General features: G+C 67.1%; 20 protein-coding genes and 1 pseudogene. 4 read left to right on the top strand and 17 right to left on the bottom strand.

Annotated features, from left to right (window positions below):
- Positions 1-74 precede the first annotated feature (74 nt).
- The 6 genes from ribD to G5A07_RS05620 all read right to left on the bottom strand — a co-directional run bounded on the left by ribD (position 75) and on the right by G5A07_RS05620 (position 4,786).
- Positions 75-1,160, bottom strand: a complete 1,086-nt coding sequence (ribD, locus tag G5A07_RS05595) for a bifunctional diaminohydroxyphosphoribosylaminopyrimidine deaminase/5-amino-6-(5-phosphoribosylamino)uracil reductase RibD (protein WP_049453463.1) — start codon at positions 1,158-1,160, stop codon at positions 75-77.
- Between the two features lie 78 nt (positions 1,161-1,238).
- Complete coding sequence (gene nrdR, locus G5A07_RS05600; protein WP_010481984.1) at positions 1,239-1,760, bottom strand: transcriptional regulator NrdR; 522 nt, start codon at positions 1,758-1,760, stop codon at positions 1,239-1,241.
- Between the two features lie 149 nt (positions 1,761-1,909).
- Positions 1,910-2,359 (bottom strand): hypothetical protein, encoded by a 450-nt coding sequence (locus G5A07_RS05605; protein ID WP_053442506.1) that lies wholly within the window; start codon positions 2,357-2,359, stop codon positions 1,910-1,912.
- A gap of 27 nt (positions 2,360-2,386) precedes the next feature.
- Positions 2,387-2,806: a hypothetical protein gene (locus tag G5A07_RS05610; protein ID WP_191862994.1), complete on the bottom strand. Its 420-nt coding sequence runs from the start codon at positions 2,804-2,806 to the stop codon at positions 2,387-2,389.
- A 68-nt stretch (positions 2,807-2,874) separates the two neighbouring features.
- Entirely contained in the window at positions 2,875-4,128 is a 1,254-nt protein-coding gene (gene glyA / locus G5A07_RS05615) for a serine hydroxymethyltransferase (protein ID WP_010481990.1), read from the bottom strand.
- A 184-nt stretch (positions 4,129-4,312) separates the two neighbouring features.
- Entirely contained in the window at positions 4,313-4,786 is a 474-nt protein-coding gene (locus G5A07_RS05620; RefSeq protein ID WP_019338039.1) for an RcnB family protein, read from the bottom strand.
- A gap of 253 nt (positions 4,787-5,039) precedes the next feature.
- Here G5A07_RS05620 and ettA point away from each other — a divergent pair, with 253 nt between their 5' ends.
- From ettA to G5A07_RS05635, 3 genes are all read left to right on the top strand, one after another.
- The gene (gene ettA / locus G5A07_RS05625; protein ID WP_010481992.1) at positions 5,040-6,704 is read left to right on the top strand and encodes an energy-dependent translational throttle protein EttA; all 1,665 of its coding nucleotides are present in this window, start codon (positions 5,040-5,042) and stop codon (positions 6,702-6,704) included.
- A gap of 124 nt (positions 6,705-6,828) precedes the next feature.
- Positions 6,829-8,145, top strand: coding sequence for an NCS2 family permease (locus G5A07_RS05630; protein WP_005408048.1), 1,317 nt, complete (start codon positions 6,829-6,831; stop codon positions 8,143-8,145).
- A 95-nt stretch (positions 8,146-8,240) separates the two neighbouring features.
- Positions 8,241-9,245 (top strand): DUF4434 domain-containing protein, encoded by a 1,005-nt coding sequence (locus tag G5A07_RS05635; RefSeq protein WP_191850630.1) that lies wholly within the window; start codon positions 8,241-8,243, stop codon positions 9,243-9,245.
- On the opposite strand, the gene G5A07_RS05640 is transcribed toward G5A07_RS05635, so the two are convergent.
- The 8 genes and pseudogenes from G5A07_RS05640 to G5A07_RS05675 all read right to left on the bottom strand — a co-directional run bounded on the left by G5A07_RS05640 (position 9,239) and on the right by G5A07_RS05675 (position 22,891).
- A complete protein-coding gene (locus G5A07_RS05640) occupies positions 9,239-12,055 on the bottom strand; it encodes a hypothetical protein (RefSeq protein ID WP_191862995.1) in 2,817 nt (938 codons plus the stop codon). The two genes, G5A07_RS05635 and G5A07_RS05640, sit on opposite strands and share 7 nt — an antisense overlap.
- Positions 12,052-14,199, bottom strand: a complete 2,148-nt coding sequence (locus tag G5A07_RS05645) for a glycosyl transferase family protein (RefSeq protein WP_191862996.1) — start codon at positions 14,197-14,199, stop codon at positions 12,052-12,054. Before G5A07_RS05645 ends, G5A07_RS05640 begins: the two co-directional genes overlap by 4 nt.
- A gap of 6 nt (positions 14,200-14,205) precedes the next feature.
- The gene (locus G5A07_RS05650; protein ID WP_191862997.1) at positions 14,206-16,407 is read right to left on the bottom strand and encodes a hypothetical protein; all 2,202 of its coding nucleotides are present in this window, start codon (positions 16,405-16,407) and stop codon (positions 14,206-14,208) included.
- Positions 16,404-17,588, bottom strand: a complete 1,185-nt coding sequence (wecB, locus tag G5A07_RS05655; protein WP_043397864.1) for a UDP-N-acetylglucosamine 2-epimerase (non-hydrolyzing) — start codon at positions 17,586-17,588, stop codon at positions 16,404-16,406. Before wecB ends, G5A07_RS05650 begins: the two co-directional genes overlap by 4 nt.
- A gap of 267 nt (positions 17,589-17,855) precedes the next feature.
- Complete coding sequence (locus G5A07_RS05660; RefSeq protein WP_191862998.1) at positions 17,856-18,890, bottom strand: fimbrial protein; 1,035 nt, start codon at positions 18,888-18,890, stop codon at positions 17,856-17,858.
- Positions 18,881-21,445: pseudogene (locus G5A07_RS05665) on the bottom strand (fimbria/pilus outer membrane usher protein). The gene G5A07_RS05660 and the pseudogene G5A07_RS05665 overlap by 10 nt, the downstream one beginning before the upstream one ends.
- Positions 21,446-21,537: 92 nt before the next feature.
- Positions 21,538-22,266 (bottom strand): molecular chaperone, encoded by a 729-nt coding sequence (locus G5A07_RS05670; RefSeq protein WP_049411192.1) that lies wholly within the window; start codon positions 22,264-22,266, stop codon positions 21,538-21,540.
- 85 nt (positions 22,267-22,351) lie between these two features.
- On the bottom strand, positions 22,352-22,891 hold the full coding sequence (locus tag G5A07_RS05675) for a fimbrial protein (protein WP_010482005.1): 540 nt from the start codon (positions 22,889-22,891) through the stop codon (positions 22,352-22,354).
- Positions 22,892-23,350: 459 nt separating this feature from the next.
- Here G5A07_RS05675 and G5A07_RS05680 point away from each other — a divergent pair, with 459 nt between their 5' ends.
- A complete protein-coding gene (locus G5A07_RS05680; RefSeq protein ID WP_010482007.1) occupies positions 23,351-23,716 on the top strand; it encodes a hypothetical protein in 366 nt (121 codons plus the stop codon).
- Between the two features lie 25 nt (positions 23,717-23,741).
- Here G5A07_RS05680 and pncB read toward each other — a convergent pair whose 3' ends face one another.
- The 3 genes from pncB to G5A07_RS05695 all read right to left on the bottom strand — a co-directional run bounded on the left by pncB (position 23,742) and on the right by G5A07_RS05695 (position 26,718).
- Positions 23,742-24,920, bottom strand: coding sequence for a nicotinate phosphoribosyltransferase (pncB, locus tag G5A07_RS05685; RefSeq protein ID WP_010482009.1), 1,179 nt, complete (start codon positions 24,918-24,920; stop codon positions 23,742-23,744).
- A gap of 107 nt (positions 24,921-25,027) precedes the next feature.
- Positions 25,028-25,867 (bottom strand): glycosyltransferase family 2 protein, encoded by an 840-nt coding sequence (locus G5A07_RS05690; protein ID WP_010482011.1) that lies wholly within the window; start codon positions 25,865-25,867, stop codon positions 25,028-25,030.
- Positions 25,864-26,718 (bottom strand): glycosyltransferase, encoded by an 855-nt coding sequence (locus G5A07_RS05695; RefSeq protein ID WP_019338031.1) that lies wholly within the window; start codon positions 26,716-26,718, stop codon positions 25,864-25,866. The genes G5A07_RS05690 and G5A07_RS05695 overlap by 4 nt, the downstream gene beginning before the upstream one ends.
- Positions 26,719-26,878: the final 160 nt, after the last annotated feature.

Raw genomic sequence — 26,878 nt, forward strand, 5'->3', positions numbered from 1 at the left:
CGGTAGCGCCGGGCCATGCCCGGCGGTTCCATCCCACGACATGCGCCGGACAATGCCCGGCGCATGTCATTGCGCTACGACCGCAGCAACAAGCGGATGTCCTCACCCACCTGCCGCTGATCCACCACGTGCAGCCGCCGCTGCTGGTCCATCGCCTCGATGCCGAGGCCGGCCAGCAGCGGACGACCGTTATCGCCCAGCAGCGTGGGCGCCTGATACAGCAGCAGTTCGTCCACCCAGCCGCCGCGCAGCAAGGCACCGGCCAGCGTCGCGCCGGCTTCGGTATGCACTTCGTTGATGCCACGTTCGGCCAGCAGCGCCAGTACCGCGCCCAGGTCCAACCGCCCATCAACACAGGGCACGCTGGCAAATTCGGCGTCGGCCGCATCCGGTGCGCTTACTGCTGTGCCATGCAGGTACAACGTCGGCGCCCCACCCTCGCGCACACGGCTGCATTCCAGCGAGCGCAGGCGTGAATCGAGCACCACGCGCAGCGGTGGCATCACCTCGGTATCGGCCAGGCGCACGGTCAGCATCGGGTCGTCGGCCAGCACGGTGTCGGCGCCGGTCAGGATCGCACCCGCACGTGCGCGCCAGTGCTGCACGTCTTCGCGCGCGGCCGGACCGGTAATCCACTTGGAGCTGCCATCGGCCATCGCGGTACGGCCATCGAGGCTGGCGGCCAGCTTCACCCGCAGCCACGGGCGGTTGCGCTCCACGCGCGACAGGTAACCCTTGTTGAGCTCGCGCGCCTGTGCCGCCATCAGCCCTTCGGCGACGTCGATGCCTGCATTGCGCAGCAGATCGAAGCCACCGCCATCGACCTTGGGGAACGGATCGCGCATCGCCGCGACCACACGCGACACGCCCGCTTCGATCAGTGCCAGCGCACACGGTGGCGTGCGCCCGTAGTGCGCGCAGGGTTCCAGGGTGACGTAGGCGGTGGCGCCACGGGCGTCGCTGCCGGCCTCGCGCAGCGCGAACACTTCAGCGTGCGGACCACCGGCGCGCTGGTGCCAGCCCTGCCCGACCACGCGTTCGCCGTGGGCGATCACGCAGCCGACCATCGGGTTGGGGCGGGTGGTGTAGGCGGCACGCTCGGCCAGGCGCAGTGCGTTGGCCATGTGCAGGTGGTCGAGGACGGAGAACGGGGTGGTCATGCGGCCATGGTAACGCCGCCGGTGTGCATCCATGCCATCAGTGCCAACCAAGGTTGGCATCTACCAGGGAAAAGGCGGTCAGCCCTTCTTCTTCTTGGTCAGGGCAATCACGTCACCCAGCAGCTGCAGCTGTTCGGTGCTGGACGGCAGGTCGCGTTCCAGCTTTTCGATCTCCTCGCGGAAATCGGCCACGTCCTCGAAGCTGCGGTAGACCGAAGCGAAGCGCACATAGCCGACGTGGTCGAGCTTGCGCAGTTCGTTCATGACGAACTCGCCGACCTTGATCGAAGGCACTTCGCGCTCGCCGCTGATGCGCAGCTGGTGGACCACGGCGCGTACCGCCGCTTCGATCTTGTCTTCGGCCACCGCACGCTTCTGCAGCGCGCGGTCGAAGCCAGCGCGGACCTTGCGCTGGTCGAACGCCTCGCGGGTGCCATCGCTCTTGACGATGGCCGGCAGCTTCAGTTCAACCGTTTCCAGGGTGCTGAAGCGCTCGCCGCAGGCTTCGCATTCACGCCGACGACGGATCGTCGCGCCGTCTTCGGAGACGCGCGAGTCGATGACCCGGGTATCGGCATGTTGGCAGAAGGGGCAATGCATGGAACGCCTGGCTCAGGGAAGTACCTATTGCCACGGTCATGGCAGCGTCGCAAAGGTACCTGAGAAAGGGCCCCGCAGCAAATGCTGTCTGCGCGGAAGTGCCTGCATTTCGGCCGAACAGAGCCTCCAGCGCGGTCAGGGCTGTGCGCTCAACCGGGTGCCGGTGGCGCCGAGGCCGCGCGTGCCCAGCGCAGCCATACCAGGTGCCCGGCCATCACCAGCAACGGTGGGCCAAAGCCGAGGAAGGCCAATGTCGAGATCTCCCCGTGCTTGAAGGTGAAGTACAGCGTGGCGGCAACCACGGCCAATGCGGCCAGCCCCCCCAGCGCCAACCCCACCCAGGCGACAACCGGGGAATCGCGCAGGCCGACAAGGCCACGCCACAGGAACAGGCCGCTCAGCCACAACCACGACAGCAGGCCGATGATTCCGGCGGTCGACCACAGCAGCAACAGTGTGTGCTCGTCGCCTGTCAGGTACTTGCCATCCCATACGACCATCAGCCCCAGCACAGCACCCGTGCCGCCTGCTGCCGCAGTGGGCAGGCCTACCAGCAGGCCGGCGATCGCCATCCAGCGTTTGTGCAGACGCTCATCCATGCGTTCGATGTCCTTCCATGGGCCACGTCATGCGCAGCGTTTGATCCACACCAGCATCGCAGCCGGCACCAGCATCGACGGGCCCAGCAGCAACAGGGTGATGCCTTCGGCGTGCACGGTGATGCCCCACCACAGCGCCAGTCCCAGCGGGGGCAAGGCGGCGAGACCGCCCGCCAGCAGCATCCACCACCAGAGGCGGTGCACGTGCAGCCCGGCACGCCCCTGCATCAGGAAACCCGCGCTGAGCCACAGCCAGGCCAGGCAGCCGGCAATGCCGGCCAGGCCCCACAGCGGCATCACCGTCACCGAGGCCAGCGTGCCATGACCGAACTGGCCCAGCCCCATCAGCAGCAGCATGGTCGCTGCCGCGCCGCCCATCGCCAGGCTGGGCAGGCCAAACAGCACCGCCAGCACGGTGTACAGGTACTTGAGGTGGCGCTCATCCATGCGCGGTTGCTCCAATACCGGGGTCAGAGCCCTTCCCTCGCGGGAAGGGATCCGACCCCACGCCCCGATCAGCCGTAGACCGGGTACTTGCGGCACTGCGCGCTGACGGCGTCGCGCACGCGGGCGATCACGGCGTCATCGTTCGGCGCGTCGAGCACGTCGGCGATCCAGTTGGCCAGGTCCACGCAGTCCTGTTCAACGTAACCACGGGTGGTCACCGCCGGGGTACCCAGGCGCAGGCCCGAGGTCACGAACGGCGAACGCGGGTCGTTCGGCACCGAGTTCTTGTTGACGGTGATGTGCGCCTTGCCCAGCGCCGCTTCCGCGTCCTTGCCGGACACGTCCTTGCCGATCATGTCGACCAGCATCAGGTGGTTCTGGGTGCCACCGGAGACGATCTTGTAGCCGCGCGCGATCAGCGTGTTGGCCATCGCCTGGGCGTTCTTCACCACCTGCTGCTGGTAGGCCTTGAAGCCCGGCTCCAGTGCTTCCTTGAAGGCCACGGCCTTGCCGGCGATGACGTGCATCAGCGGACCACCCTGGATGCCCGGGAACACGATCGACTGCAGCTTCTTGACCAGGTCTTCGTCGGCGCCCTTGGCGACGATGATGCCGCCGCGCGGGCCGCGCAGGGTCTTGTGGGTGGTGGAGGTGACCACGTGGGCGTGCTCCAGCGGGCTGGGGTACACGCCTGCGGCGACCAGGCCGGCAACGTGGGCCATGTCGACGAACAGATAGGCACCGACCTTGTCGGCGATGGCGCGGAAGCGTGCCCAGTCGATCACCTGCGAGTAGGCCGAGAAGCCGGCCACGACCATCTTCGGCTTGTGCTCCAGGGCCAGGCGCTCGACTTCGTCGTAATCGATCAGGCCCTGATCGTTCACGCCGTACTGCACGGCGTTGAACAGCTTGCCCGAGGCATTCACCTTGGCACCGTGGGTGAGGTGGCCGCCGTGGGCCAGGCTCATGCCGAGGATGGTGTCACCCGGCTGCAGCAGGGCGAAGTACACGGCCTGGTTGGCCTGCGAACCGCTGTGCGGCTGCACGTTGGCGTAGTCCGCGCCGAACAGCTGCTTCAGGCGGTCGATCGCAAGCTGCTCGGCGATGTCCACGTATTCGCAGCCACCGTAGTAGCGCTTGCCCGGGTAGCCTTCGGCGTACTTGTTGGTCAGCTGGCTGCCCTGCGCTTCCATCACCGCCGGGCTGGTGTAGTTCTCGCTGGCGATCAGCTCGACGTGGTCTTCCTGGCGCTGGGTTTCAGCGGCGATGGCCTTGGCCAGTTCGGGATCGTAGGATTCGATGCGGACGTCACGCGGGAACATCGGGTACTCCAGCAGGCAGGGAAAAGGGGGTACGGCTCAGCCCCCGATTGTAGCCCCGCACCGGCCTGCTGGGGCCGAAACGGACGGGGCCGGCATCCCCGAAGGAATCCGGCCCCGTATGGTTTCGATTGCGCTGCCCCGCCGTGCCGGTAGATCCACGCCATGCGCGGATATGACCGCCGACTCAGCGGTTGCTGAGCACGTACTGGGCGATCACACCGGTGGCGATGGCAACCAGCAGCATGTTGCCGCGGTCATCGCGGATCCAGTGGTGCCCGTAGGGCGGGCGACGCAGGTGATAGCGCGGGTAGTCGTTCACCACATAGATCGGGCCGCGGTAATAGTCGCGGTAGCGATGGCCGACCTTCCAGCCATAGCCCGGGCCATAGGCCGGGCGGTACACCACACGCGGCGGTGCCGGGCGGTAGTAGCGGTCATGATCACGGTGCCACTCGCGGCGATCCTGGCGGTAGTCGCGCCGGGCCTCGCGGCGGTCGCGTTCCCAGTCACGGCGGTCGTGGCGCCACTCACGGCGATCCTCGCGCCATTCGCGGCGGTCGTGGTTGCGGCGATGGTCGTTGTCGGCGAACGCCGGGGCCACGGCGCCCAGCGCCAGCACAGAGGCCACGGCACTGGCCATTACTCGATTGATGCGCATGTCAGACCTCTGCTCGGGTGGGTGGTGAGCCCATATTGCGCAACCGATCTGAACCGTTTCCGGCTGGAAACGCTTCCCGTTGCAGGACTGTGACCCAGTATTCAGGCCGCGGCCAGCCCGGCGCCCCTTCCCGGGCGCGGCCCGGAACCGGTTCCGGCTATAATTGGCGGTATTCCATTTCAGTCTGTGCCCGCTGCCGCAACGGGATCTTCCCGTGACGGACCGGGCGCAGGGCCGCGCCTACGGAGACCGCATGTCCTCGCAATACATCTACACCATGAACCGCGTGTCCAAGGTGGTCCCGCCCAAGCGGCAGATCATCAAGGACATCTCGCTGTCCTTCTTCCCGGGCGCGAAGATCGGCCTGCTGGGCCTGAACGGCGCCGGCAAGTCCACCGTGCTGAAGATCATGGCCGGCGTGGACACCGATTTCGAGGGCGAAGCCCGCCCGCAGCCGGGCATCAAGGTCGGCTACCTGGCGCAGGAACCGGAGCTGGACCCGACCAAGACCGTGCGTGAAGCGGTGGAGGAAGGCGTGGGCGAAGTGCTGCAGGCCCAGGCCGCGCTGGAAGCGGTGTACGCCGCCTACGCCGAGGAAGGCGCCGACTTCGACGCGCTGGCCAAGGAACAGGAGCGCCTGGAGGCGATCCTGGCCGCTGGCGACGCACACACCCTGGAAAACCAGCTGGACGTGGCCGCCGATGCGCTGCGCCTGCCGCCGTGGGATGCCGTGGTCGGCAAGCTGTCCGGTGGTGAAAAGCGCCGCGTGGCCCTGTGCCGCCTGCTGCTGCAGAAGCCGGACATGCTGCTGCTCGACGAACCGACCAACCACCTCGACGCCGAGTCGGTGGAATGGCTGGAACAGTTCCTGGCGCGCTACACCGGCACCGTGGTGGCGGTCACCCACGATCGCTACTTCCTGGACAACGCCGCCGAATGGATCCTGGAACTGGACCGCGGCCGCGGCATTCCGTGGAAGGGCAACTACACCGACTGGCTGACCCAGAAGGACGAGCGCCTGAAGCAGGAAGACAACCAGGAAAAGGCCCGCCAGAAGGCGATCCAGAAGGAGCTGGAGTGGTCGCGCCAGAACGCCAAGGGCGGCCGCACCAAGGGCAAGGCCCGTCTGGCCCGCCTGGAAGAGCTGCAGTCGGTCGATTACCAGAAGCGCAACGAGACCAATGAAATCTTCATCCCGCCGGGCGAGCGCCTGGGCAATGCGGTGATGGAGTTCAAGAACGTCTCCAAGAAGTTCGGCGACCGCCTGCTGTTCGACAACCTGAGCTTCCTGGTGCCGGCTGGCGCCATCGTCGGCATCATCGGCCCGAACGGTGCCGGTAAGTCGACCCTGTTCAAGATGATCACCGGCCAGGAAAAGCCGGACACCGGCGAGATCGTGGTCGGCCCGACCGTGAAGCTGTCCTACGTGGACCAGAGCCGCGACGCGCTGGAAGGCAACCACAACGTCTTCCAGGAAATCGCGGGCGGCCTGGACATCCTCAACATCAACGGCATCGAGATCCAGTCGCGCGCCTACATCGGCCGCTTCAACTTCAAGGGCCAGGACCAGCAGAAGATGGTCGGTTCGCTGTCCGGTGGTGAGCGTGGCCGCCTGCACATGGCCAAGACCCTGCTGCAGGGTGGCAACGTGCTGCTGCTCGACGAACCGTCCAACGACCTGGACATCGAAACCCTGCGTGCGCTGGAAGATGCGCTGCTGGAGTTCCCGGGCAACACCTTCGTCATCTCGCATGACCGCTGGTTCCTGGATCGCATCGCGACCCACATCCTGGCGTTCGAAGGCGACTCGCACGTGGAGTTCTTCCAGGGCAACTACCGCGAGTACGAAGAAGACAAGCGCCGCCGCATGGGCGACGACGCTGCGCCGAAGCGCCTGCGCTTCAAGGCGCTGAAATAAGGCAACCGGAAAGGCCGCGCTCGCGCGGCCTTTCTCCTTTCGGTAGGTCACCACCGTTGGTGGTGACGCTTCAAGGCGTACCGACCAACGGTCGGTACCCACCACCAACGGGTCGAGATTCCCCATGTCCCTGTTCGAGCGCCTGTTCCAGCTGCAGCAGCACGGCACCACCGTGCGTACCGAGCTGCTGGCCGGTGTCACCACCTTCCTGACGATGTCCTACATCGTCTTCGTGAACCCCGAGATCCTCGGCACCACCGGCATGGACGCGGGCGCGGTGTTCGTGGCCACCTGCCTGGCTGCTGCACTGGGTTCGGCAGTGATGGCGCTGGCCGCCAACTTCCCGGTGGGCATGGCACCGGGCATGGGCCTGAACGCGTTCTTCGCCTTCACCGTGGTCGGTGCCGCTGGCCTGCCATGGCAACAGGCACTGGGTGCGGTGTTCATCTCCGGCCTGGTGTTCCTGGTGCTGTCGCTGACCGGCGTGCGTGCGTGGCTGGTGTCCGGCATCCCCTCGTCGCTGCGCTCGGCCATCGTGGCTGGCATCGGCCTGTTCCTGGCGATCATCGCGCTGCAGAAGTCCGGCGTGATCGTCGGCAACGAAGACACGCTGGTGGCGCTGGGCCCGTTGAACACGGCGCCGCCGCTGCTGGCGCTGGCCGGCTTCCTGCTGATCGCGGTGCTGGAAGCGCGCCGCATCCGCGGTGCGATCCTGATCGGCATCCTGGCGGTGACCGGTGCGGGCTGGGCATTGGGCGATGTGCAGTACCAGGGCCTGGTCTCGTTGCCGCCGAGCCTGGCACCCACCTTCCTGCAGCTGGACCTGCCGGGCCTGCTGCACCATGACGGTGGCGCACCCATCGCAGTACTGCTGCAGGTGGTGCTGGTGTTCGTGCTGGTGGAAGTGTTCGATGCCACCGGCACGCTGTACGGCGTGGTCGGTCGCGCCGGCCTGCTGAAGCTGCCGGGCGCGCAGAAGCGTTTCGGCCGCGCGCTGCTGGCCGACAGCACCGCGATCGTGGCCGGTTCGATGCTTGGCACCAGCAGCACCACGGCCTTTGCCGAAAGCGCCTCGGGCGTGCAGGTGGGCGGCCGTACCGGCCTGACTGCATTGGTGGTGTCGGCGCTGTTCCTGGCCGCGCTGCTGTTCTCGCCGCTTGCGGCGATGGTGCCCAGCTATGCCACCGCGCCGGCACTGCTGTTCGTGGCTGGCCTGATGCTGCGTGAGCTGGTGGAAGTGGACTGGAGCGACCTGACCGAATCGGTGCCGGCCGCGCTGTGTGCGCTGGCGATGCCGTTCACCTACTCGATTGCCAACGGCCTGGCGTTCGGCTTCATTGCGTATGCCGCGCTGAAGGCCGGTACCGGGCGTTGGCGCGAAGTGCATCCGGCGGTGTGGCTGGTGGCGGTGCTGTTCACCCTGCGCTACGCGCTGGAATAAGCGGCCGGCACTACCAGAGCACGCTTCGGCCCGCGACCGGGACTACCAGGCGCGGGGTTCACCCGCCACGCACGGCGCTCTGGGATGATGCGGGCATGGCTCGGCCCGACCTTCCCGCGGATCCGTCTTCGCCGTTGCGCCGTCGCTTGCTGCGCGCGGCAGTGCTGGCGCCATTGGCCGGTACGCTCGCCACTCTGCCCGGCTGCTCGCTGCCGGTGCAGGTCGATGGCACCTTCCTGCAGCCGTGGCGCAGCCACCTGCAATGGGGCCTGGCCGACTGGCAGCGATCCTTGAAGCTTGCGCATACGCTGGGCTGCCGTCAGCTGGTGCTGCAATGGACCGGCATCGTCGGTGGCAGCGACGGCGACTGGTCACTGCCCGACGGCAGCCTGCAGCAGCTGTTCACCGCTGCCAGCGAGAACGACATCCGCATCCGCGTCGGCCTGCCCTTCCAGCAACGCTGGTGGCAGGCTATCGGCGCAGACGACGCCACGCTGCAGGCCTTCCTGGCCGAGAGCCTGGCGCACGCACGCAGCTGGTTGGCACAGGCACCCTGGGCACAGCAGCCAGCCTTCGGAGGCTGGTACCTGCCCTACGAACTGGAGCAGTACCACTGGGCCGATCCGGCCCGCCAGCAATGGCTGGCGCAGTGGCTGCACGGGTTGGTGCAGGCCGCCAGCGCGCGCGGCGGTGACTGTGCGATCTCCTGTTACTTCAGCCGCCTGCAGACCGATGGCAACCTGGTCACGCTGTGGCAGGCGGTGCTGGCACAGGCCACGCTGCGGCCGATGGTGCAGGATGGCGTGGGGGTGGCCGGTGCCGGCAACGTGCAGCAGCTCCAACCGTTGCTCGATCATTTCCATGCACACGGCATCGGCTTCGATGCGATCATCGAACTGTTCCGCGAACTGCCTGGCAGCGCCGCTGATGGCAGCGGATTCAAGGGCGAAACCGCCGATGCCGCACGTATCCAGCGGCAGTTGGCATGGGCACGCGACAGCGGCGCACAGCACGTGCTGGTCTATGCACTGGAGCCATGGCTGACCCAGGACACGCCGCAGGCCGCAGCGCTGCGGCGACGCTGGGGCCTGCGTCAATAGTAGAGGATGGCGGTAGCGAACAGGCCCTTGGCGCGCTGTGTATCACCGCCACCGATCGCGAAGCGGTACTGCACGGTCAGGTCCAGGTAGGAACGCGGCGTGTTGTAGTGGTCCTCGCGGAACCCGTAACGCACGCCCACGCCCGGCCCTGCGCCAAGTGACCAGCTGCGCTGCGTATCGTTGAGCGCGAACGACTGCGCCGGGAACGGCGGATAACGGATGTCGCGCACGCGCGAGCGCTGGTCCAGCCAATCGGCACCCACCACGACATAGGGTGTGACCACCCAATGCGTCTGCCCTGCACCGAAGCGGAAACTGCGCCCGGCGCGCAGTTCACCGGCAGCGAACCACTGTTGGCGATGCAGGCGCCCATTGGCCTCACCCAGGCGCCGCACCGGCGTGCCGTTGGCATCAAGCGCGTCGAGGGTGAAGGTGGCACCGTTGTCGTCCCAGGTGTATCCCCCCTGCGCGTAGCCACTGACCATCCACCACTGGTTCACATCGGTGCGCAGATCGGTGCCATGGTAGTAGCCATAGGTCAGGTAGGACATCCAGCCACCGGAACCACTGGCCAGCCGGTAGCGCGCCAGCGTGCTGGCTTCCAGTGGCCGGTTCAGGGCCAGCTGCAGGCGGCACTGCACCGCTGCCGACTCGGGGTAGACCTCGCCCTGGCGGGTTGCACTGCCGAGGAACTGTCGGCGCTCGATACCAGCACTCAGACCGGTCTGGCCAAACGCGTAGCGCATGCCGAAGGAAGCGATCGTGGAGGGCCAGCCGGTAGTGGAACGCGAGTGGCTGAGGCGCTCCGCGCGTGCACGCGCATCCGGCGTTGATTCGCCGGTGCACGGGTCCACCGCGCGGATCGATTCGTAAGTGCCACCCTCGTCGTACAGCGTGTTGAGCAGGCGCGCGTAGAGTTCCAGCGTGCCATGCTGGTCGTTGAAGGCCGGGGGCCGCCAGAACGCTTCCAGCGTGCTGAACACCGAATCGCCGGGCGTGCTGATCGCCGCACCGCCCACATTGGTCGCCGCCTGGCGCGCACCGCGGAAACCCGCCGAGGCGATCACGCCCCACTCGCGCGAATAGTTGGCGATGGCATTGCGCACGTTGTAGCGCTGATGCGCATCCAGTGACAGCTCGCCGGCATCGGCGCGATCAATGGCGCTGCGCAGCAGCGTCACCGCCTGCGCATGGTCACCGTTGGCTGCGCTGGCGTAGGCCTGGTCGAGCACTACGCTTTTCGGTGCCTTTCCGGTGGCCTCGGCGGCACGGAAGTCGGCCAGTGCGCGCGCCGGTTCGTGGGCCCTCTGGTTGAGGTAGCCGCGCTGCATCAGTGCACCCGCGTCATCAGGACGCTGTGCCAGTGCCGTATCCAGGCGCTGCCGCGCTTCGTCCTGCTGGGCACGGTTGCCCGCCGCCAGCGTGGTGGTCAGCAGGCCTTGCAGGTTCGCGTCGTCCGGTGCGAGTTGCACGGCCTGCCGCGCCTCACCGATGGCATCGGCGTAATCCTGGCGCGCGTAGGCAGCGTAGGCACGCTGTGCGGCACCGCCATCCCCCTGCAGATCGGCCGGCACCAGTTCGCAGACGTTGCCGCTGTCACCGGACTGGCAGTGCTGGACCGGTGCCGGGTAGGCCTCGGCGCTGATGCGGGGAAGCTCGCGACTGGAGCGGATCGCCCGGCTGCGCTGCTCGATGCCCTGCTGCAGCAGCTGCCGTGTCCGTGCATCGCCTTCACCTGCCGGTAGCGCCGCCTGCAACGGTGCCAGCAGCGCAGCTGCGCGTACCCGATCACCTGCGGCCAGCGCCGCATCCACCGCCAGCAGCCGCACGTTGCGCCGCTGCGCGGTTGATCCCGGCGTGGCGAGCGCGGCATCGAAATCCTCATTGGCCCGCAGCGTACTGCCCTGGCGCTGGCGCAGGTAGCCACGCATCACCCGGGCATTGAGATCGTTGGCGTCCACCTGCAATGCCTGATCAGCACTGTGCTCAGCGTCGGCCAGCTGATCGCCCTGCAGCTGCGCGGTGATCAGCAGCAACCGGTATGAAGCAACGTCGGGTGCCAGTTCCACGGCGGCGTGCGCCTGCTCAATGGCGGCGGCATCCTCGCCTGCGGACAGCAATTGATAGGCCTGCTGTGCCTGCAGCAGCGCGCGTTGGCGGCCCAGTGTCACGCGCCGCGCGCGCAGCGCTTCGACATTCGGTGCACCCAACTGCAGCGCGGTGCCGATGGCGGCGTCGGCCTGTTCGGGCTGTTGCTGTGCCTCCAGCGCCGCCACCCACAGCAGGGCCCATGCGCCCTGTTCCGGCTGCTGCCGGAACGCCTGTTCGGCCTTGCTGGCGGCGATGCCCATCTGCCCGGCGTCGTAGGCCGCATAGGCTTCGGTTGCCAGCATGTAGGCCTGCCGGTTGTTGTGGCCGGCCACCGTTGCGGGTGCACGCGGCACCGCTGTGCTACGCGCTGCACCTGTGGTCGTCCTGGGCGCCGCCAGCGCAGGCAAGGCTGGATCCTTCATCCCCGCGTCCAGCGCACGGCGCGCCTGCTGCTGCGCTTCTGCGCCACGACCAAGCTTCTGCAGCGCATAGATCTGCAGCAGGCGCAGCCGCACCACGTCCGGGCGCAGCCGGATCGCTTCGCTGGACTGCCGGTAGGCCGTGGGGTAATCGCCACGTTCATAGGCAGCAAACGCCTGCTCGGCGATGCGGTAGGCCGCACCGGACAGCGGCAGTGGCACCTCGGCCTGCGCCATCACCGGCGCGGCGGCCGTGGCCAGTGCCACGGCAATGACGGTGGACAGCAGCGTGGTCTTCATGCCGGCAAGGCTCCGGGCGGCGGCGACTGCAGCGTGGCCGCAAGCCGGCGCTGCTCCTGCATGGCCTGGGCCACGGCCTCCTCGGTGGTGATGCCCTGCTTGACCAGGTAGTCGCCGATGCGACCGTCGCGCTGCGGCATGTAGTCGTCCAGTGCGATCTCGAAGCGTGCGTGATCGATCAGGCGCATTTCCACCAGCAGGTCGCCCAGCAATGGCACGTTGTCCAGGTGCCACTGCCGTTCGCCACCGATCAGGCGCAGGCCCGCGTTGATCTCGCTTTCGCGGGCAATGCTCTGTTCGATGTGCTCGCTGCGCGTTTCCTGCTTCAGCAATGCCACGGCGTCCTCGGGCAGCGGACTGGCCACGGCCAGCCGCAGGGTGCCTTCCTGGCGCGGCGGCAGCGGCAGCATGCGCCATTGCACGCAGGCATCGGCACTGACCGGGAACTGGCAGGCACGCAGGTAATCCACGTCGATCACCGCGCGTGGCAGGTCACCCTGGAACGCGATGGCCTCGGCCAGGGTCTCGTCATCCAGCCAGCCCTGGGTGAGCAGGATGCGGCCCAGCGGTTGCTGGCGGCCTGCCTGCTGCTGGTCCAGCGCCTGCTGCAGGCGCTCGGGTTCCACCGCCTGCCAGGTGGTCAACAGCTCACCCAGTTGCTTGCGGGTCTGCACCAGCTGCGCCGCATCGGGGAAGTCGTGCATTGTCTTGTCCCAGACCATGCGCTTGCCGAACAGCAGGTAGGCCAGGAACACCTTCCAGGCACGGGCGGTGGCCATGAAATTGATCATGTTGCCGACCACCATGCGCGGGATCGACATCAGCGCGTGCTCCCAGCCGTACAGCCGGTTGACGAAGTAGAAACGCTGCACGACCCGGGTCGCCAGCGCTGCGGTGGTCAGCAGCGCGACATTCATCTGCCAGGTACCGGCCTGGAACACGCTGGGGAACTGCATCGTCCACAGCCCGGTCATCTTCAACAGCCAGAACAGCAGCAGCTGCAGGAAGATGATGTAGGCGATGATGCTGACGAACGAGGTGATGATGCCCTTGCGGTCGCGCGCCAGCAGGTACTTGGTGGCCAGTGATCCACGCCAGCCCAGCGACTCCCAGCTCTGCAGGCCGATGCCCAGCACCCACCGCGCCTTCTGCCGGTACGAGGCACGGAAGTTGTCGGGGAAGTACTCGCGCACGCACAGCGCCATCTGCTGGGTACGCTCGCGCACCGGCCCCCAGCCGAACCATGACGGACGGCGCACGCGGAACTGCACCGGGAAGCGGGCGAAGATCGACTGCATGCCCATCGTCGCCAGCCGCGCACCGACGTCGTAATCCTCGGTGAGGCTGTCGGTATTGAAGGGCTGGTTGTCGGTCTGCGCGCTCAGCGCCAGCAGCGCGCGCCGCGAGAAGCAGGTACCCACGCCCGCGGAGGGCACCATGCCGGACACGCTCTCGCGCACCACCAGATCCTTTGCGTGCCATTCGGCGAACTCGTCCATGTAGACGCCGGCCACCAGTTCGTACCACTCGCGGTCCAGCGAGGTCACCGGCAACTGGATCATGTCCTTGCGTGGCAGCAGGTAGTTGTAGAAGCACAGTTCCATCGGGTGCAGCACGTCCTCGCTGTCGTGCAGGATCACCCCGGCGAATTCGATGTCGTGGCGCTTCTCGTAATCGAAGATGGCCAGGATCAGCCAGTTCAGGCAGTCGGCCTTGCTGGTCGGCCCGTCGTGCGGCACCTCCACCCGGCGCAGGCGCTTGTAGCGGCGGCGCATGCGCTCCACTTCATCGATGGTCTGCTGGTCGTTGGGATAGGTGCCGACGAACACGACGTACTCGCGGTAGTCGAGCACGTTGATCATGTTCTCCACCATCTGCGCGATGACGTCGTATTCCATCCACGCCGGCACCATGATCGCCAGCGGCTGTTGCGGCCGCTGCATCAGGTCTTCCTGGGTCAGCGGCCGGTACGCTTCGCGACGCTTGATGGTGAGCGCGCGCCAGCTCTCGCGAACCCAGTACCAGACATCGATGAACAGGTCATCGAGGCTGGAGATCAGGATCAGCACGGCCACCGCCGCCGCCGTGGTTTCCAGGGCGGCGTAATAGTTGGCCAGCTGGATGTTCCAGAACAGACCGTCCACGGTGGATCAGTGCCCTGTGTTGGCGGACTTGCGGCGGCGCACCTGGGTGACGCGGGCGGCCAGCAGCGCGAACACGATCACGCCGACCAGCAGCAGCAACCAGACCATGTGCCGTTCCCACTTCGATTGCGAATTGCCATCCCGGGCAACGCGGCTTCCGTAAGGATCCTGGCGATCGAACTCGCGCACGGCATCACTGCCGTCGAGCACCGCAAGATCACCGCGCAGCAGCCGGAACGGTGCGCCGAACGACGGTGCCTGTGCGCCCAGGTCGCTGTACAGCACGCCGAGCTGGCCGCCGGAGGTGCCGACCTGCACCACCGCGGCGCGATCCAGGCCGCCGACATCCAGCAGCGGCTGCGGCTTCCCGCCGATCAGCAGGTGGCCGTCCTTCAGGCCGGCCACATCAACACCCGACGGCGCCACACCGAAGGCCAGCCACGGCGTACCCGGGCTGACCGCCGCACCGGCATCGACCACCTTCAGCGCCGACGCCTCCGGCGAGGCGCCCATTGCACTGGCCACCGCGATCACCTTGCGCAGCGATGCCGGCGCATCCTGCAGCCACGTGGCGGGCACGAACACCTGGTTGCCGCGTGACAGCTGGCTGCTGGCACCGACGAAATCACTGCCCAGCGAACGCTTGGCCAGGGTCAGGTGACTGCTGGGCAGGACCGATACCGGATAGGCGGTGGCCGGATCGTGGCAATAGGGGCGTGCCGGCTGGCGCAGGAAGCTGACCCGGATCTCGTTGCGCGCCGACAGCGCATAGGCCGGCACCTTGGCCACCAGCCGCTGCGGCTGGCCGTTGGCCGACAACACCTTGCCCCCCAGCAGGTAATCGTTGAAATGGATGGTGGCCACCGCGCCCTGCCCGGCCGCGTTGGGGGCCGCCGAGACGTCGATCACCACCTCTTCGGGCAGGCGCCCATCGGCCGACAGCGCGCCGAGGTCGAAGGCGGCGCTGCGGTCCGCGCGGGTGACGACATCCATCGTGCCGGCGATGTTGCCGAGCCGGCTCAGCAGCACCTGGTCACCGTCCAGCTTCGGCGTGCCCGCTGCGCTGACCTGCAGGCTGCGGCCCAGCGCATAGCTGCGCCACTGTTCGGCGAACAACCCGGCGACCTTGCCCGCCGCCGCCGGGTCGACCACCAGCGTCGGACGGCCGGCAACGGCCACCACGCTGACCGAGGCGCTGGTCGCGGGCTTTTCCAGGCCACCCATGTCGGTACCGCGCCACGCGGCGAACGCCGTGCCCGCGTCGGCGCCAGTGGTGGCAACCTGTGCGGCCAGCGCATCCAGCGCCGCGCGCACGCCGGCCCGCAGCGCATCACTGCCGATCATCACATCGGCGGCCAACGGCCCGCTGTCCCGCAGCGACAGCAGCGCACCGACTTCGGCCAGATCCTTGATCGCGTATGCCCGCTCGCCCGCGGCCAGCGCGGCATAGGCCGGCACGCCCTGCAGGCTGGCCGGGATGCTGATGCCGGTCAGGTCGACACGGTCACCAACCTTGGGCAGCGCCACCACCTGCACCTGCTTGCCACCGGCCTGCATTGCGGTACCGATGCGCCAGGCCGCATCGTAGGCGGGCGCCTGCAGTGCCTTGCCATCCACCAGCAGGCGCACCTGCGGGGGCAGCGCGCCCCACGCCTTGGCCACGGTATCCACGGCGCGGCCGTCGAAGCGGTAGCTGAAACGCGAGTCCGGCGACAGCCGCAGCACGTTGGCCGGCGCGCTCTGGTCGGCACATTGGTAGTCGGACACGATCGACCACCAGCCGACGCCGACCCGCACGAAGCCGTTCTGGCGGGGTTCGCCATCGATGGCCAGCAGCTGGCTGGCATCGCCCTGGGCATCGGTGATCGAGCGCGCGGCGATTGGATCGCCATCCACCGACCACAAGCCCGAGGTACGCCCAGCGTGCCCGCGTACATAGCGCCCATCGAGCTGCAGCTGTGCATCGCGGGTGGCAACGCCAGCCGGCACCGGCAGGTAGACCTCGCGCTGGCTCTCCTGCCCGCTGAGCACCAGCGGTTGGCGGAAACCGAGTTCGCGCAGGGTCATCTGCCGGTTGACCGTGCTGTCGCCGCTCCATTCGGCGAACTGGCCGGCGACGCTGTCGGCGGCATGGGCACTGCCAACCACGCCCGACAGGACGAACGCGGCGGCGGATGCAAGCAGGGGAGAGCGGCCGGTCTGGGTCATGGCGTCACTTCGCGTGGATGGGAGTGGGCGGCACCGCCGCTGCGGAGGCCAGGCGAGAATTCGGGAAGGGGCGTGCCACGCAGCGCGGCGACGATGCGCGCGCTGGCACGGCCATCGCCGTAAGGGCTGGCATCGGGATCGAAGTGGGTCGGGTGCGGTGGTTGTGCCAGTGCCGCATTGACCGCCTCGACAATGCGCGAAGGCGTGGTGCCGACCAGCGTCACCACACCGGCCTCGACCGCCTCCGGGCGTTCGGTGACGTCGCGCATGACCAGCACGGGCTTGGCCAGCGCCGGCGCTTCTTCCTGCACGCCCCCAGAGTCGGTGAGGATGACGTCGGCGCGCTGCATCAGGCGCACGAAGCGCAGGTAATCCTGCGGCGGCACCAGGTGCACGTTGTCGAGATGGCCGAGGTGGGCGTTGACCGGGCCCTGCACGTTCGGGTTGAGATGCACCGGGTACAGCACCTGCAGGTCCGGCCGCCGGGCCAGCTCGGCCAGCGCGCGGCAGATGTCCTCGAAGCCCTGGCCGAAGCTCTCACGGCGGTGGCCAGTGACCAGCAGCAGGCGACGATCGGGATCAAGCATATGGAAGGGTTCGTCAGCCCGCGCACGCAGCGCCGGGGCGGCATCCAGGCGCTCCACGGTCTGCTGCAGGGCATCGATGACGGTGTTGCCGGTGACCAGGATCTGCCCGCCCAGGTGTTCACCGGCCAGGTTGGCGCGCGAGCTGGGCGTGGGCGCGTACAGCTGGTGGCCGACCACATCGATCACCCGCCGGTTCATTTCCTCCGGCCACGGCCGGTTGATGTCACCGGTGCGCAGTCCGGCCTCGACATGGCCGATCGGAATGCGGTGGTGGAACGCGGCCAGCGCGGCGGTCATCGCCGTGGTGGTATCGCCGTGCACCAGCACCCTGTCCGGACGGACCTGCGTGTACAGCGCGTCAAGCCGCTCGAACAGCTTCGCGCACAAGCCATTGAGGGTCTGGTTGGGGACCATGACATCGAGGTCATGGTCGGCGGTGATCTCGAACAGCGACATCACCTGGTCCAGCATTGCCCGGTGCTGGCCGGTGATGCAGACCACCGATTCGATATCCGCAGCCTCGCCCAGGGCACGCACCAGCGGCCCCATCTTGATCGCTTCCGGTCGCGTGCCGAACACCGACAGGACCTTCACCGCAGCGCTCCGGACGGACGGCGCGAGGAAATGCCAGGAGCTGTAGCCACGTCTGGATCCTTTCGGCGTTCCCGTCCAACACCCGCAGGCAGGAGACGGTCACCTCATGAGGAAACTCCAAAATCGCGACGTACATCACATTCGAATGATGGTACGCGCGTCGTGGCATTGATCTTCATCGTTGGAAGATCAAGACGCAGTCAACGCCGCCCGCGGAACGGGCGACGTTGCAGTGAAACGCAGCAGTGGCCGCAGCCTGGGACCGCCTTACTCGTACTGGATGGTGAACGTGGCCTGGCCGTTCGCGACACCGGCGCCGACCGTGCCGGCCTGGGTCTGCACATAGCGCGCGCGCAGCGGCAGCGCCATGACGCTGGTGCCCGGCGCGGTGGTGCCGACGTTGATGGTCTGGCCGAAGCGGACTTCGCGCTCGGTGGTGCCGTCACGCTGGACCATCTGGATGCCGATGCGGGTGGCGCTGTTGGTCGCCGCGCTCAGCTTCAGCACGCCCGGCATGTTCGAGCTGTCCTGGTCGGCATCGAGGCGGATGCCGATCTTGCTCTGGTACTGGGCAACATTGCTGCCCTGGCAGTTCAGGCGGATCTCGAAATCGCGATCGACGGCCTTGGAGCCGACACCGGTGAAGGTGGTGTTGGGCACGCTGCCGAAATCGACGGCGATGTTGCGGCTGCCGGCCTGCACTTCACAGGTCGGGCTGACCACGGTGGTGCCCGAGCCCTTGAAGGTTGAAGTCAGCACTGGGCGGCTGGCACTGTCACCGTCGAAGTAGTATGTGGTGAAGCGCCCATTGGGCGCGATCACGCCCGAGCCAGTCTGTGCGGCGGTCTTGATCAGCTGGATGCGGAAGCGACCGCCAATCAGCGTAACGGTGCTACCACCGCCAAAGCTGAGCTGATGCGGGTAGTAGACCTGGATCGCCCCGGAATCACGGAACAGCTTGATGCCAACACCGGGGACGTCGGTTTCATAGGTATTCGCAAAACCAGGAACCGGACGCTTCTGCGCCGCGTTGACGTACTCGCCGATCGAACGACCACCGTTCCAGTCGCAGCTGGCCACACGGTCGCGCTGGGTGATCGACTCGCTGATTTCCTTGATCACGCCGCCAACCGGTGTGCTGGGCAGGATCACGATCTGGCCCATGTCCATGGTGACGTCCTGGGCCGTAAACCAGCTGGAGCTGATCCGGCACGCAGCACTGGCCTGCTGCGCCAGCAACACACCACCGAGCACGGCCACGGCAGCCAGCGCCTTGCGGCCTCGGGAAGAAATCATCGGCATGCTGCCTCCAGCGGGATGAAGCCGGTCTTGGACGCATCGGCGCCCGCCGGAACCTGGTAATCGACGGTGCAGCGCTGGTCGGCGCCTGCGCCCCATTCCACCAGCAGGCGGCCCTGGTTCTTTTCACTGCGCACGTACAGGCGGCCGCCCTGGCTGACCATGCCCACCGGCTGGCCCTGCTCGTCCTTGACCTGCGCACCGAACGGCATGGTGCGACCATCCGGGTTGCGCACCTGGATCAGCAGCGCGTTGCCCTTGCGGGTATCGAAGCGCAGGTAGCTGATGGCACCGGCGAACGGCGCGATCGACTGGCTGGTGCTTTCCAGCTCGACGTCGTGGGCCATGCCCTGCGGGTCGAGGGTGACGGTGTTGAGGCGGTACGGCGACACGTACGGCACCACGGCGTAGCCGCGGCCATCGACGCGCAGGCCCGGGGCGTTGCTGACGATCGCATCGCGCGCGCCCGGTGCTTCCACCAGCACCATGGTGTCGCCACGCTGCGGGGTGAAGGTGAAACCACCCGGATGCACGACCACGCTGCCATTGGCACCCACCGAAGCCTGACGGAAGTCACGCGAGTGGCTGTAGCTGGCGTTCAATGCGGAATAGCGGCTGCGGTATTCGACGTTGCCGATCGCGGTGGTGCTGCCCTCGCGGGAATCGGACAGGGCCGCGCCATAGCTGAAGTTGTTGTCGACACCGGCCGAACCGGTGATGCCAACGCGGCTGTTGTCGTAGCCCCCGCGGTCGCGCACGCCAAGATCAGCACTGAACGACACAGGGTGGGTACCACGGCCCAGCGGCACGCTCATCGACAGCAGGTACTGGGTATCCGAGCGGCCGAGTACGCCCTCCTCGGTGCGCAGCGCCGAGAAGCCGTAGTTCACCGAACGCCAGGCGTTGTTGTAGCCGACCTGGTACTGCTTGGAGGTGCCGGAACGGTCGTAGAAGTCGCGCACCGAGCCGGTCACGTACAACGCGCCGCCCCGACGGCCCAACGGCTGGTTCAGGGTCACCTGGAACTGGCTGCGCTGGCGACCACGGGTGGTCGGATCGATGCCGCGCTTGTCCGAATCACGGCCATACAGCGCATCCTGCAGGCTGTAGAAGCCTTCCGTCGAATAGCGGTAGGCGGCCAGGGTCAGGTTGGTCCCGGTCTCGCCGATCATGTTGCTGTAGCTCAAGCGCACGCTGGCACCGGTGTGGTTGCCGTAGTGGTCGAACGTCGTACGTGCGTGGGTGACGTCGGCGGCGAACGCGCCAACCGGCGTGGACAGGCCGACGCCGTACAGCAGCGACAGGTAGCCGTCGCTCAGTGCACTGCCGCCGTACAGCGTCAGCTGGTTGCCGATACCGCGCTGGTAGGTGCCCTGCACCAGCCACGGCTCATCGGCCAGCAGCTTGTTGCGCACCTGGCCGGCGGTCAGCGAGTAACGCGACACGCCTTCGCGCAGCATCTGCGGCACCGAACCGAACGGCACCTTGAATTCGCGGCGGCGGCCATCGGCCTCGATCACGCTCACTTCCAGATCGCCGCCGTAGCCGGTCGGGTACAGGTCGTCGATGACGAAGCTGCCCGGCGACACGGTGGAGGAGTAGATCAGCTGCTCGTTCTGGCGCACTTCGATGCGTGCATTGGTCTCGGCGATGCCGCGCACGACCGGCGCGTAGCCGCGCAGCGAATCGGGCAGCATGCGGTCGTCGCTGGCCAGGCTGGCACCGCGGTAACCGATTGAGTCGAACAGTTCACCGGTGGTGTAGGCCTCACCGATGGTGAGCATGCCGCGCACCTGCGGGATGCCGCGCTGCGCATAGGTGGCGATGCTCTGCCAATGGCGGCCGTCACCCTCGGTCCAGGTCAGGTTGGAGTCGTGGCGGAACTACCAGCCACCCAGGTTCATGCCGGCGTTGAGGCCGAGGTAGGCACTGCGGTTGCGCTGGCCACCTTCGACACGGCTGTCGCTGTCGATGGCATTGAAGCTGTAGCCGACGAAGCCGGCATTGATGCCGCGGTCCCACAGCGCCGGATTGACGTAGCCGCGTGCCTCGCGGCGCAGGAATACCTGCGGGATGCTCAGGTCGTAGCGCAGGTTGCCGCTGTCATAGACACCATAGGCATTGGCCATGCGCTGCTGGACCGGCACGCAGCTGGTCGTGTCGGTCGGCACGGACGGATCCTGCTGCAGCAGCACGGCTTCGCTGTCCACGCCCATTTCTTCCAGCATCGGCAGCGGCAGGCAGGCATCGACATGCCCCTGCGCATCGGCCTTGAACTGCAGATCGCGACGGCCCTGCCAGCCACCGTTGACGTAGACGTCGACACGGTAGTTGCCGGCCACCATCGGGTTGCCGTTGCTGAAGGCCGCCAGGTCGACCTGCTTGGCCTGGCCAGACAGGAAGCTGGAGTTGAACTGGGCCGACTCCGGTGCACGCGCATTGGCCGCACCACTCTGCGCCATCAGCGCCTGTTCGCCGAGATTGGCCGGTGCAGCCAGCGCCCATCCTGGGCAGGCCACGCCAGCAACCAGCAGGCAAAGCGCCTGATGGATCGACAATGTCAATCTGTTTCCGATCACACTGACATTCCTTCAATTCGCCGCACAGCGGCGGTGGCGGGATGCGCAGGCCAAGGGCCAGCGCGGCGCGTTCAGCCCCCGGTGCTGCCGAGGCGGATGGTGTGTTCCACCCGGCCGCCGTAGTCGTTGATGGTGATGAAGCGGACCTGGTCGGTGCCCGCCGGTGCGGCGAACTCCAGGCTCTGCTTCGGCGCGACCATCGCGCCCTTGTCCTCGACGGCCTTTTCACTGCTGCCGGTCACGGCATGTACTTCGGCCAGCGTGACGTGGAAGGGGCTCGGGTTTTCCACCCGCAGGCGGTCGCCGGTGCGGGTCCAGCGCAGCGCTGCCGGCGCGTCGTTGGCGACGCCCTTCAGGCCCTGCGGCCGGTAGAAAAGCTTCAGGCGCGAACGGAACGCGACCTGCAGGTAATTCTGTTCGCCGCTGTCGGCGTTGTCCGGGGACGGCGGAACATCCAGCACGTTGAGCCAGAACACCGACTCACGGTCGGTCGGCAGCTGCGCGCCGGAGAAGATCAGGCGAAGCGCCTGGCTGCGGCCCGGTTCGACGCGCGCGATCGGCGGCGTCAGCACGAACGGGGCATCGCTGGTATCGGCGGTCTGGTTGGCGTCGCCGCTGTCGATCCAGGCCTGCACCAGCGCCGGCGAATCGCCCACGTTGTCGACCTGCACGGTGACTTCGCGCGCCTGCGCCGGATAGATCACTCGCGTGCCATTGACCACCACGCCGGCCAGAGCGTTCTGGCAGAAGGGCAGCGTGAACGCTGCCAGCAGCAGCGCCCGGGGAAAGATTGCTTTCATCGGAAGTACTACGCTCGAGGTATGTGGCCTGGGGCCGCGATGCACTGGCCGGCGCGTACGCCGGCCAGTGCGGGTACGACTACGATCAGTTGTAGATGATCGTGTACTTGACGCTGCTGGTGACGTCGCCCGGGGTGGCGGCGGCAGTGGCGTAGTACTCAGCGTAGTAGTTCAGGTTGGCGGTGCCGTCGCCGGCCACGGTCACCCACTGCGAGTTGTCCTGGGCCAGACCGGTGCCAGCCGCCTTGATCGGCAGGAACGTGTTGTTCGAGCCCAGCAGCTGCAGCTGCACGTTGGTGGCAGCGTTGGCCGAAGCCTGGTTGACCAGGCGGCCGCTGTTGAAGTCAACGGTGGAACCCGGCTCGAAGTAGGTGGCGACGTTGCCGGCGCTGCACTTGCTCAGGTTGATGGCGAACGGGGTACGGCCCGCAACGGCACCGGCGGTGGCCAGGGTGTTCTTGGACACGGTCGGCAGGTTGACGGCGAAGTCCTTGCCGCCCGGGGTCGAGATGGTGCAGGTCTTGTCGGTCACCTTGCCGTTGAAGGTGATGGTGCCGTCGGCGGCGTTGGCGGCCAGCGGAGCGGCGGCCAGCATCAGAGCGGCGATGATATTGATCTTGTGCATTCGCTTTTACCTAACCCTACTGAAGAGATGAGAAGTAGAGGAGGAAGCAAGGAGCACTGCCGGGCTATCAAGACCCATCCTTGCGTCTCACCTGTGGCCGGACTCGGACATACCTTCCCCTGAATCCGTGACGCAAGTATAGGCACAACTGTGATGAAAGTCTCATTATTTTTCTGAACGCCAATTCATTGACGCTTTAAATGTGACGTGATAGTCAAAATCGAGATTAAGGGAGCGAGGGGAACGTGACGGTGGCCGGATCAGGTCACAAACGACCCTGCATGACGCTCCTGGTGACGCGTTTGGCATGCGCGGAAACAGGCTTTTTTCAAGTGAAAATCGCCTTATTTGATGCGCATCACTCTTTCTTGGTGATGGCCCTAGCAGATTCGGATTTGTCCTATTAAAGACGGATCGAACCTGTCGCTAACTAGGACACACCGAACCAGAGAACGTGTCATGAGGAACTCCATTCTGCTGTGCGTGGCCCTGATGTCCGTCAGCGCACTGGCCCAGGCCAGCAGCGGCAGCATCCGTTTCAGCGGCCGCATCGCCGAGCCGGGCTGCACGACGGCCCTGTCCCAGGGTGAGCTGAGCCTGGCCGCCTGCCCGCCTTCGGCCAAGGGCTCGACGGTGGCCGTGACGGCCCTTGCCGATGGCCAGGCCGCCACGCTGCGCGACGGCAAGCGCCAGGGCCAGAAGCTGTCGGTGTCGGCCAGCGCGATGCGCGCCGGCGATATCGCCTTCTCCGAGCGTTACAGCGTGCAGGCTTCGAAGCAGCAGCCGCTGCAGGGCGCCTACCTGGTGGTGGTCGACTACCTGTAAGCCGGCGTGCTGCAAGCCGACGCGTTTACGCCGGCGGCAGCTCGAAGACCTGGCGCAGATAGGCCAGGTAGCCCGGGTCGTCGCACATGCTCTTGCCCGGCGAATCGCTGAGCTTGGCCACCGGCTGGCCGTTGCAGCGGACCATCTTGATGACGATGTTGAGCGGCGTTGGCCCCAGATCATTGGTCAGGTGGGTGCCGACGCCGAAGGCGACCTGGCAGCGACCACGGAAGTAGTCGTACAGGCGCATCACCTTGGCGATGTCGAGCCCATCGCTGAACACCAGCACCTTGCTGCGTGCATCCACCCGGCGCTGCTGGAAGTGCGCCAGCATGCGGTCGCCCCAGTCGAACGGATCGCCCGAATCGTGGCGGACACCGTCGAACAGCTTGCAGAAGTACATATCGAAGTCGCGCAGGAACGCATCCAGGCCGACCACGTCGGACAGCGCGATGCCCAGATCGCCGCGATACTCGCGTGCCCACGATTCCAGTGCCGCCACCTGCGAGTCGCGCAGGCGCGGGCCCAGCGCCTGGAAGGCCTGCAGATACTCATGGGCCATGGTGCCGTGCGGGGTCATGCCGTACAGGCGGGCGAAGTGCACGTTGCTGGTGCCGACCAGCTGCGGGCCGAGCGCGTCGCGCAGCAGCGGCAGCAGACGGGCGTGCCAGTCACGCGAGTAGCGGCGGCGGCTGCCGTAGTCGGCAATGCGGCACTGCTCGAACCCCGGGGTATCGCGCAGCAGCGCGGCCTTGGCCTGCAGGCGGCGCTCACCCTCGGCGAAGTCGGCAGTAGTGGTGTTGCGGAACCAGACTTCGTTGATGATCGCCAGCAGCGGCACTTCGAACAGGATGGTGTGCAGCCACGGGCCGGTGATGTCCAGTTCGATCTCACCGGGCACGGTCTTCGACGCGCGTAGCTGGATGTACTTGCGGTCGAGGTGAAACAGGCCGAGGAAATCGGCGAAATCCGGCTTCACGAAGCGCAGGCCACGCATGTAGTCCAGCTCCGCGTCGCTGAAGCGCAGGCTGCACAGGTGGTCGATCTCTTCGTCGATCTGGTCGATGTAGTGGGCCAGGTCGATGCCGGGCGTGCGGCACTTGAACCGGTACTGCACCTGGGCACCGGGGTGCTGGTGGAGCACCGCCTGCATCATGGTGAACTTGTACAGATCGGTGTCGAGCAGGGACTGGATGATAGGCATGGGGCGGATTATGCGCCCGGCGGAGTGAACCGTGGGCGCGCCCGCCTTCCGTAGAGCCGGGCCCACGCCCGGTTGGATTGTTGCCTGAGCCGCGCGTGGGCTCGGCTCTACAACGACCTGCGCAGCAGGCGCGGCACCAGCATCAGGGCGTGCGCCCAGATCGCGCCCCACACCGCCACCCGTACCGGCAGCGAACGCTGCCTGGCCTCGAACTTCTGGAAATAGCGCCACAGGCCCTTGTGCTTGTGCCATTCAACGAAGAACGGCCGCGAGCGGCTGGAGACGCCACGAACGTGGGTGACCTGCAGGTCATTGGCGATCGCCACCACCGCCCCGGCTTCGCGCGCGCGCCGGCACAGGTCCAGGTCTTCGGCGTGCAGACGATAGCCCGCGTCCCAGCCTCCGATGCAGTCGAACAATGCACGCGGCATCATCAGCAGCGCGCCAGACAACGCCGGCACCCGCTGCAGCACCTGCTGCGGGTCACGCGGCACCGCCAGCTTCGAGCCCTTGCCTGGCGAGCGCAGCATCATCAGGAAGTCCGGATCGCGGCGGCGCACGGCCTCGTCGGCATGGCCCTGCTCGTCGACCTGTTCGACGCCGAGCAGGCAGTCGCCCAACGCTTCGGCACGGGCGCGCAGTGCGGCCAGTGTTTCCGGTTCAACCATCAGGTCCGGGTTGATGAAGGCCAGCCATGGGCTGTGCGAATCGGCCACGCCCTGGTTGTTGGCGGCGGCAAAGCCGGGATTGTCCGGATTGCCGACGAAACGCACGCGCGGGTCGTGGCTGGCATGGCGCTGCACGATATCCAGCGTGCCATCCATCGAGCCATTGTCGATCACCCGGATCTCGGCCACGTCCTGCGCCTGGCGCAGGCGCGAGAGGCAGGCATCGATGGTGCTGCCACTCTGGTAGGTGACGACGATGGCGGCAATGGCAACATTCAAGCAGGAGGCTCCGGCGCGGAAGACGGGACGAACAGGTCCCCCTGTTCCTTCGGCATTATCGCCTGCCGCATGCGCTGCTGCAGGTCGGCACGCAGCCCGTGCAGTGGGTCATGCATCAGGAAGTCAGCCAGCCGAGGCACCCAGCCCGGCCAGCGCGCGGCCAGGGCCTCGAGATCGCCATCACGGCTGACCGCCTCCCCTGCCCGGCTGACGAAGGCGGTCTCGCACAACACGTTGCGCCATCCCAGGCCGGCCATGCGCAGGCTCAGGTCCACCAGCGCCGCGTTCCAGCCGGCATAGCTGTCCACGTCCAGGCCGCCGGCACGCCGGCGCGCGTTGCCCCGCACCAGCACCGCGTGGGTGACCGCCGACGGCAGCTCCGGGTGCAGCGCTGGCAGGCCGGCACAGGTCTGCGCCAGCAGCGCGGCATCGTCGGGTTCCGGATTGATCTCGCCCAGCCGGGGCCACGCAGCGGTTTCGCCGGCATTGCACCATGGGGTTGCGGTCGCGATGGCGGCATCGCGGGCGAAGGCGTCCTGCAGCTGCTGCAGCCAGCCCGGTGCTGGCACGCTGTCCGGTGCCAGCACCGCCACGTCCATGCCATCGCAGGCGCGCAGCATCTCGTCCAGGTGGGCGACTTCACCCAGTGGCCGTGCACGCCGGGTGTACTCGGCCTGCAGTGGCGTGTGCGCCAACCAGTGTTCCACCACCGCCTGCGCACGCGGCCCGGTCTGCGCGTCGTCGGCCAGCCAGACCGCGGTCCCCGGCGCGGTGCCCGCATCCAGTGCGGCCAGGCAGCGGTCGAGCGCGGCATCGTCCACGCACAGCGGCAACAACACGATCGCCCCCATCCCGCCTCCGTGGTTGTCGGTAGCCACAGCCTAGCACTGGGAGGGTATCGGCCGGGTTGCACCCGGCAGCCGCCTCAGGCCAGGGCAACAGCAACAGCCGAAGCAAAAGCTGGGTTCCTGGAGGTTGGCGGGGTGGGTCCGGTTGCGGGGGACGCTGCAA

This window comes from Stenotrophomonas sp. AS012628, from assembly GCF_010608305.1.
Taxonomy (GTDB): Bacteria; Pseudomonadota; Gammaproteobacteria; order Xanthomonadales; family Xanthomonadaceae; genus Stenotrophomonas; species Stenotrophomonas geniculata.

Bases quoted from the DNA above. Each gene is read 5' to 3' on its own strand.
- G5A07_RS05635 (WP_191850630.1), top strand. From the start codon at position 8,241: ATGGCTCGGCCCGACCTTCCCGCGGATCCGTCTTCGCCGTTGCGCCGT.
- G5A07_RS05630 (WP_005408048.1), top strand. From the start codon at position 6,829: ATGTCCCTGTTCGAGCGCCTGTTCCAGCTGCAGCAGCACGGCACCACC.
- G5A07_RS05650 (WP_191862997.1), bottom strand. From the start codon at position 16,407: ATGACCCAGACCGGCCGCTCTCCCCTGCTTGCATCCGCCGCCGCGTTC.
- G5A07_RS05680 (WP_010482007.1), top strand. From the start codon at position 23,351: ATGAGGAACTCCATTCTGCTGTGCGTGGCCCTGATGTCCGTCAGCGCA.
- ribD (WP_049453463.1), bottom strand. From the start codon at position 1,160: ATGACCACCCCGTTCTCCGTCCTCGACCACCTGCACATGGCCAACGCA.
- G5A07_RS05640 (WP_191862995.1), bottom strand. From the start codon at position 12,055: ATGAAGACCACGCTGCTGTCCACCGTCATTGCCGTGGCACTGGCCACG.
- G5A07_RS05695 (WP_019338031.1), bottom strand. From the start codon at position 26,718: ATGGGGGCGATCGTGTTGTTGCCGCTGTGCGTGGACGATGCCGCGCTC.
- ettA (WP_010481992.1), top strand. From the start codon at position 5,040: ATGTCCTCGCAATACATCTACACCATGAACCGCGTGTCCAAGGTGGTC.
- G5A07_RS05670 (WP_049411192.1), bottom strand. From the start codon at position 22,266: ATGAAAGCAATCTTTCCCCGGGCGCTGCTGCTGGCAGCGTTCACGCTG.
- G5A07_RS05610 (WP_191862994.1), bottom strand. From the start codon at position 2,806: ATGGATGAGCGCCACCTCAAGTACCTGTACACCGTGCTGGCGGTGCTG.
- glyA (WP_010481990.1), bottom strand. From the start codon at position 4,128: ATGTTCCCGCGTGACGTCCGCATCGAATCCTACGATCCCGAACTGGCC.
- nrdR (WP_010481984.1), bottom strand. From the start codon at position 1,760: ATGCATTGCCCCTTCTGCCAACATGCCGATACCCGGGTCATCGACTCG.
- pncB (WP_010482009.1), bottom strand. From the start codon at position 24,920: ATGCCTATCATCCAGTCCCTGCTCGACACCGATCTGTACAAGTTCACC.
- G5A07_RS05675 (WP_010482005.1), bottom strand. From the start codon at position 22,891: ATGCACAAGATCAATATCATCGCCGCTCTGATGCTGGCCGCCGCTCCG.
- G5A07_RS05660 (WP_191862998.1), bottom strand. From the start codon at position 18,890: ATGCCGATGATTTCTTCCCGAGGCCGCAAGGCGCTGGCTGCCGTGGCC.
- G5A07_RS05620 (WP_019338039.1), bottom strand. From the start codon at position 4,786: ATGCGCATCAATCGAGTAATGGCCAGTGCCGTGGCCTCTGTGCTGGCG.
- G5A07_RS05605 (WP_053442506.1), bottom strand. From the start codon at position 2,359: ATGGATGAGCGTCTGCACAAACGCTGGATGGCGATCGCCGGCCTGCTG.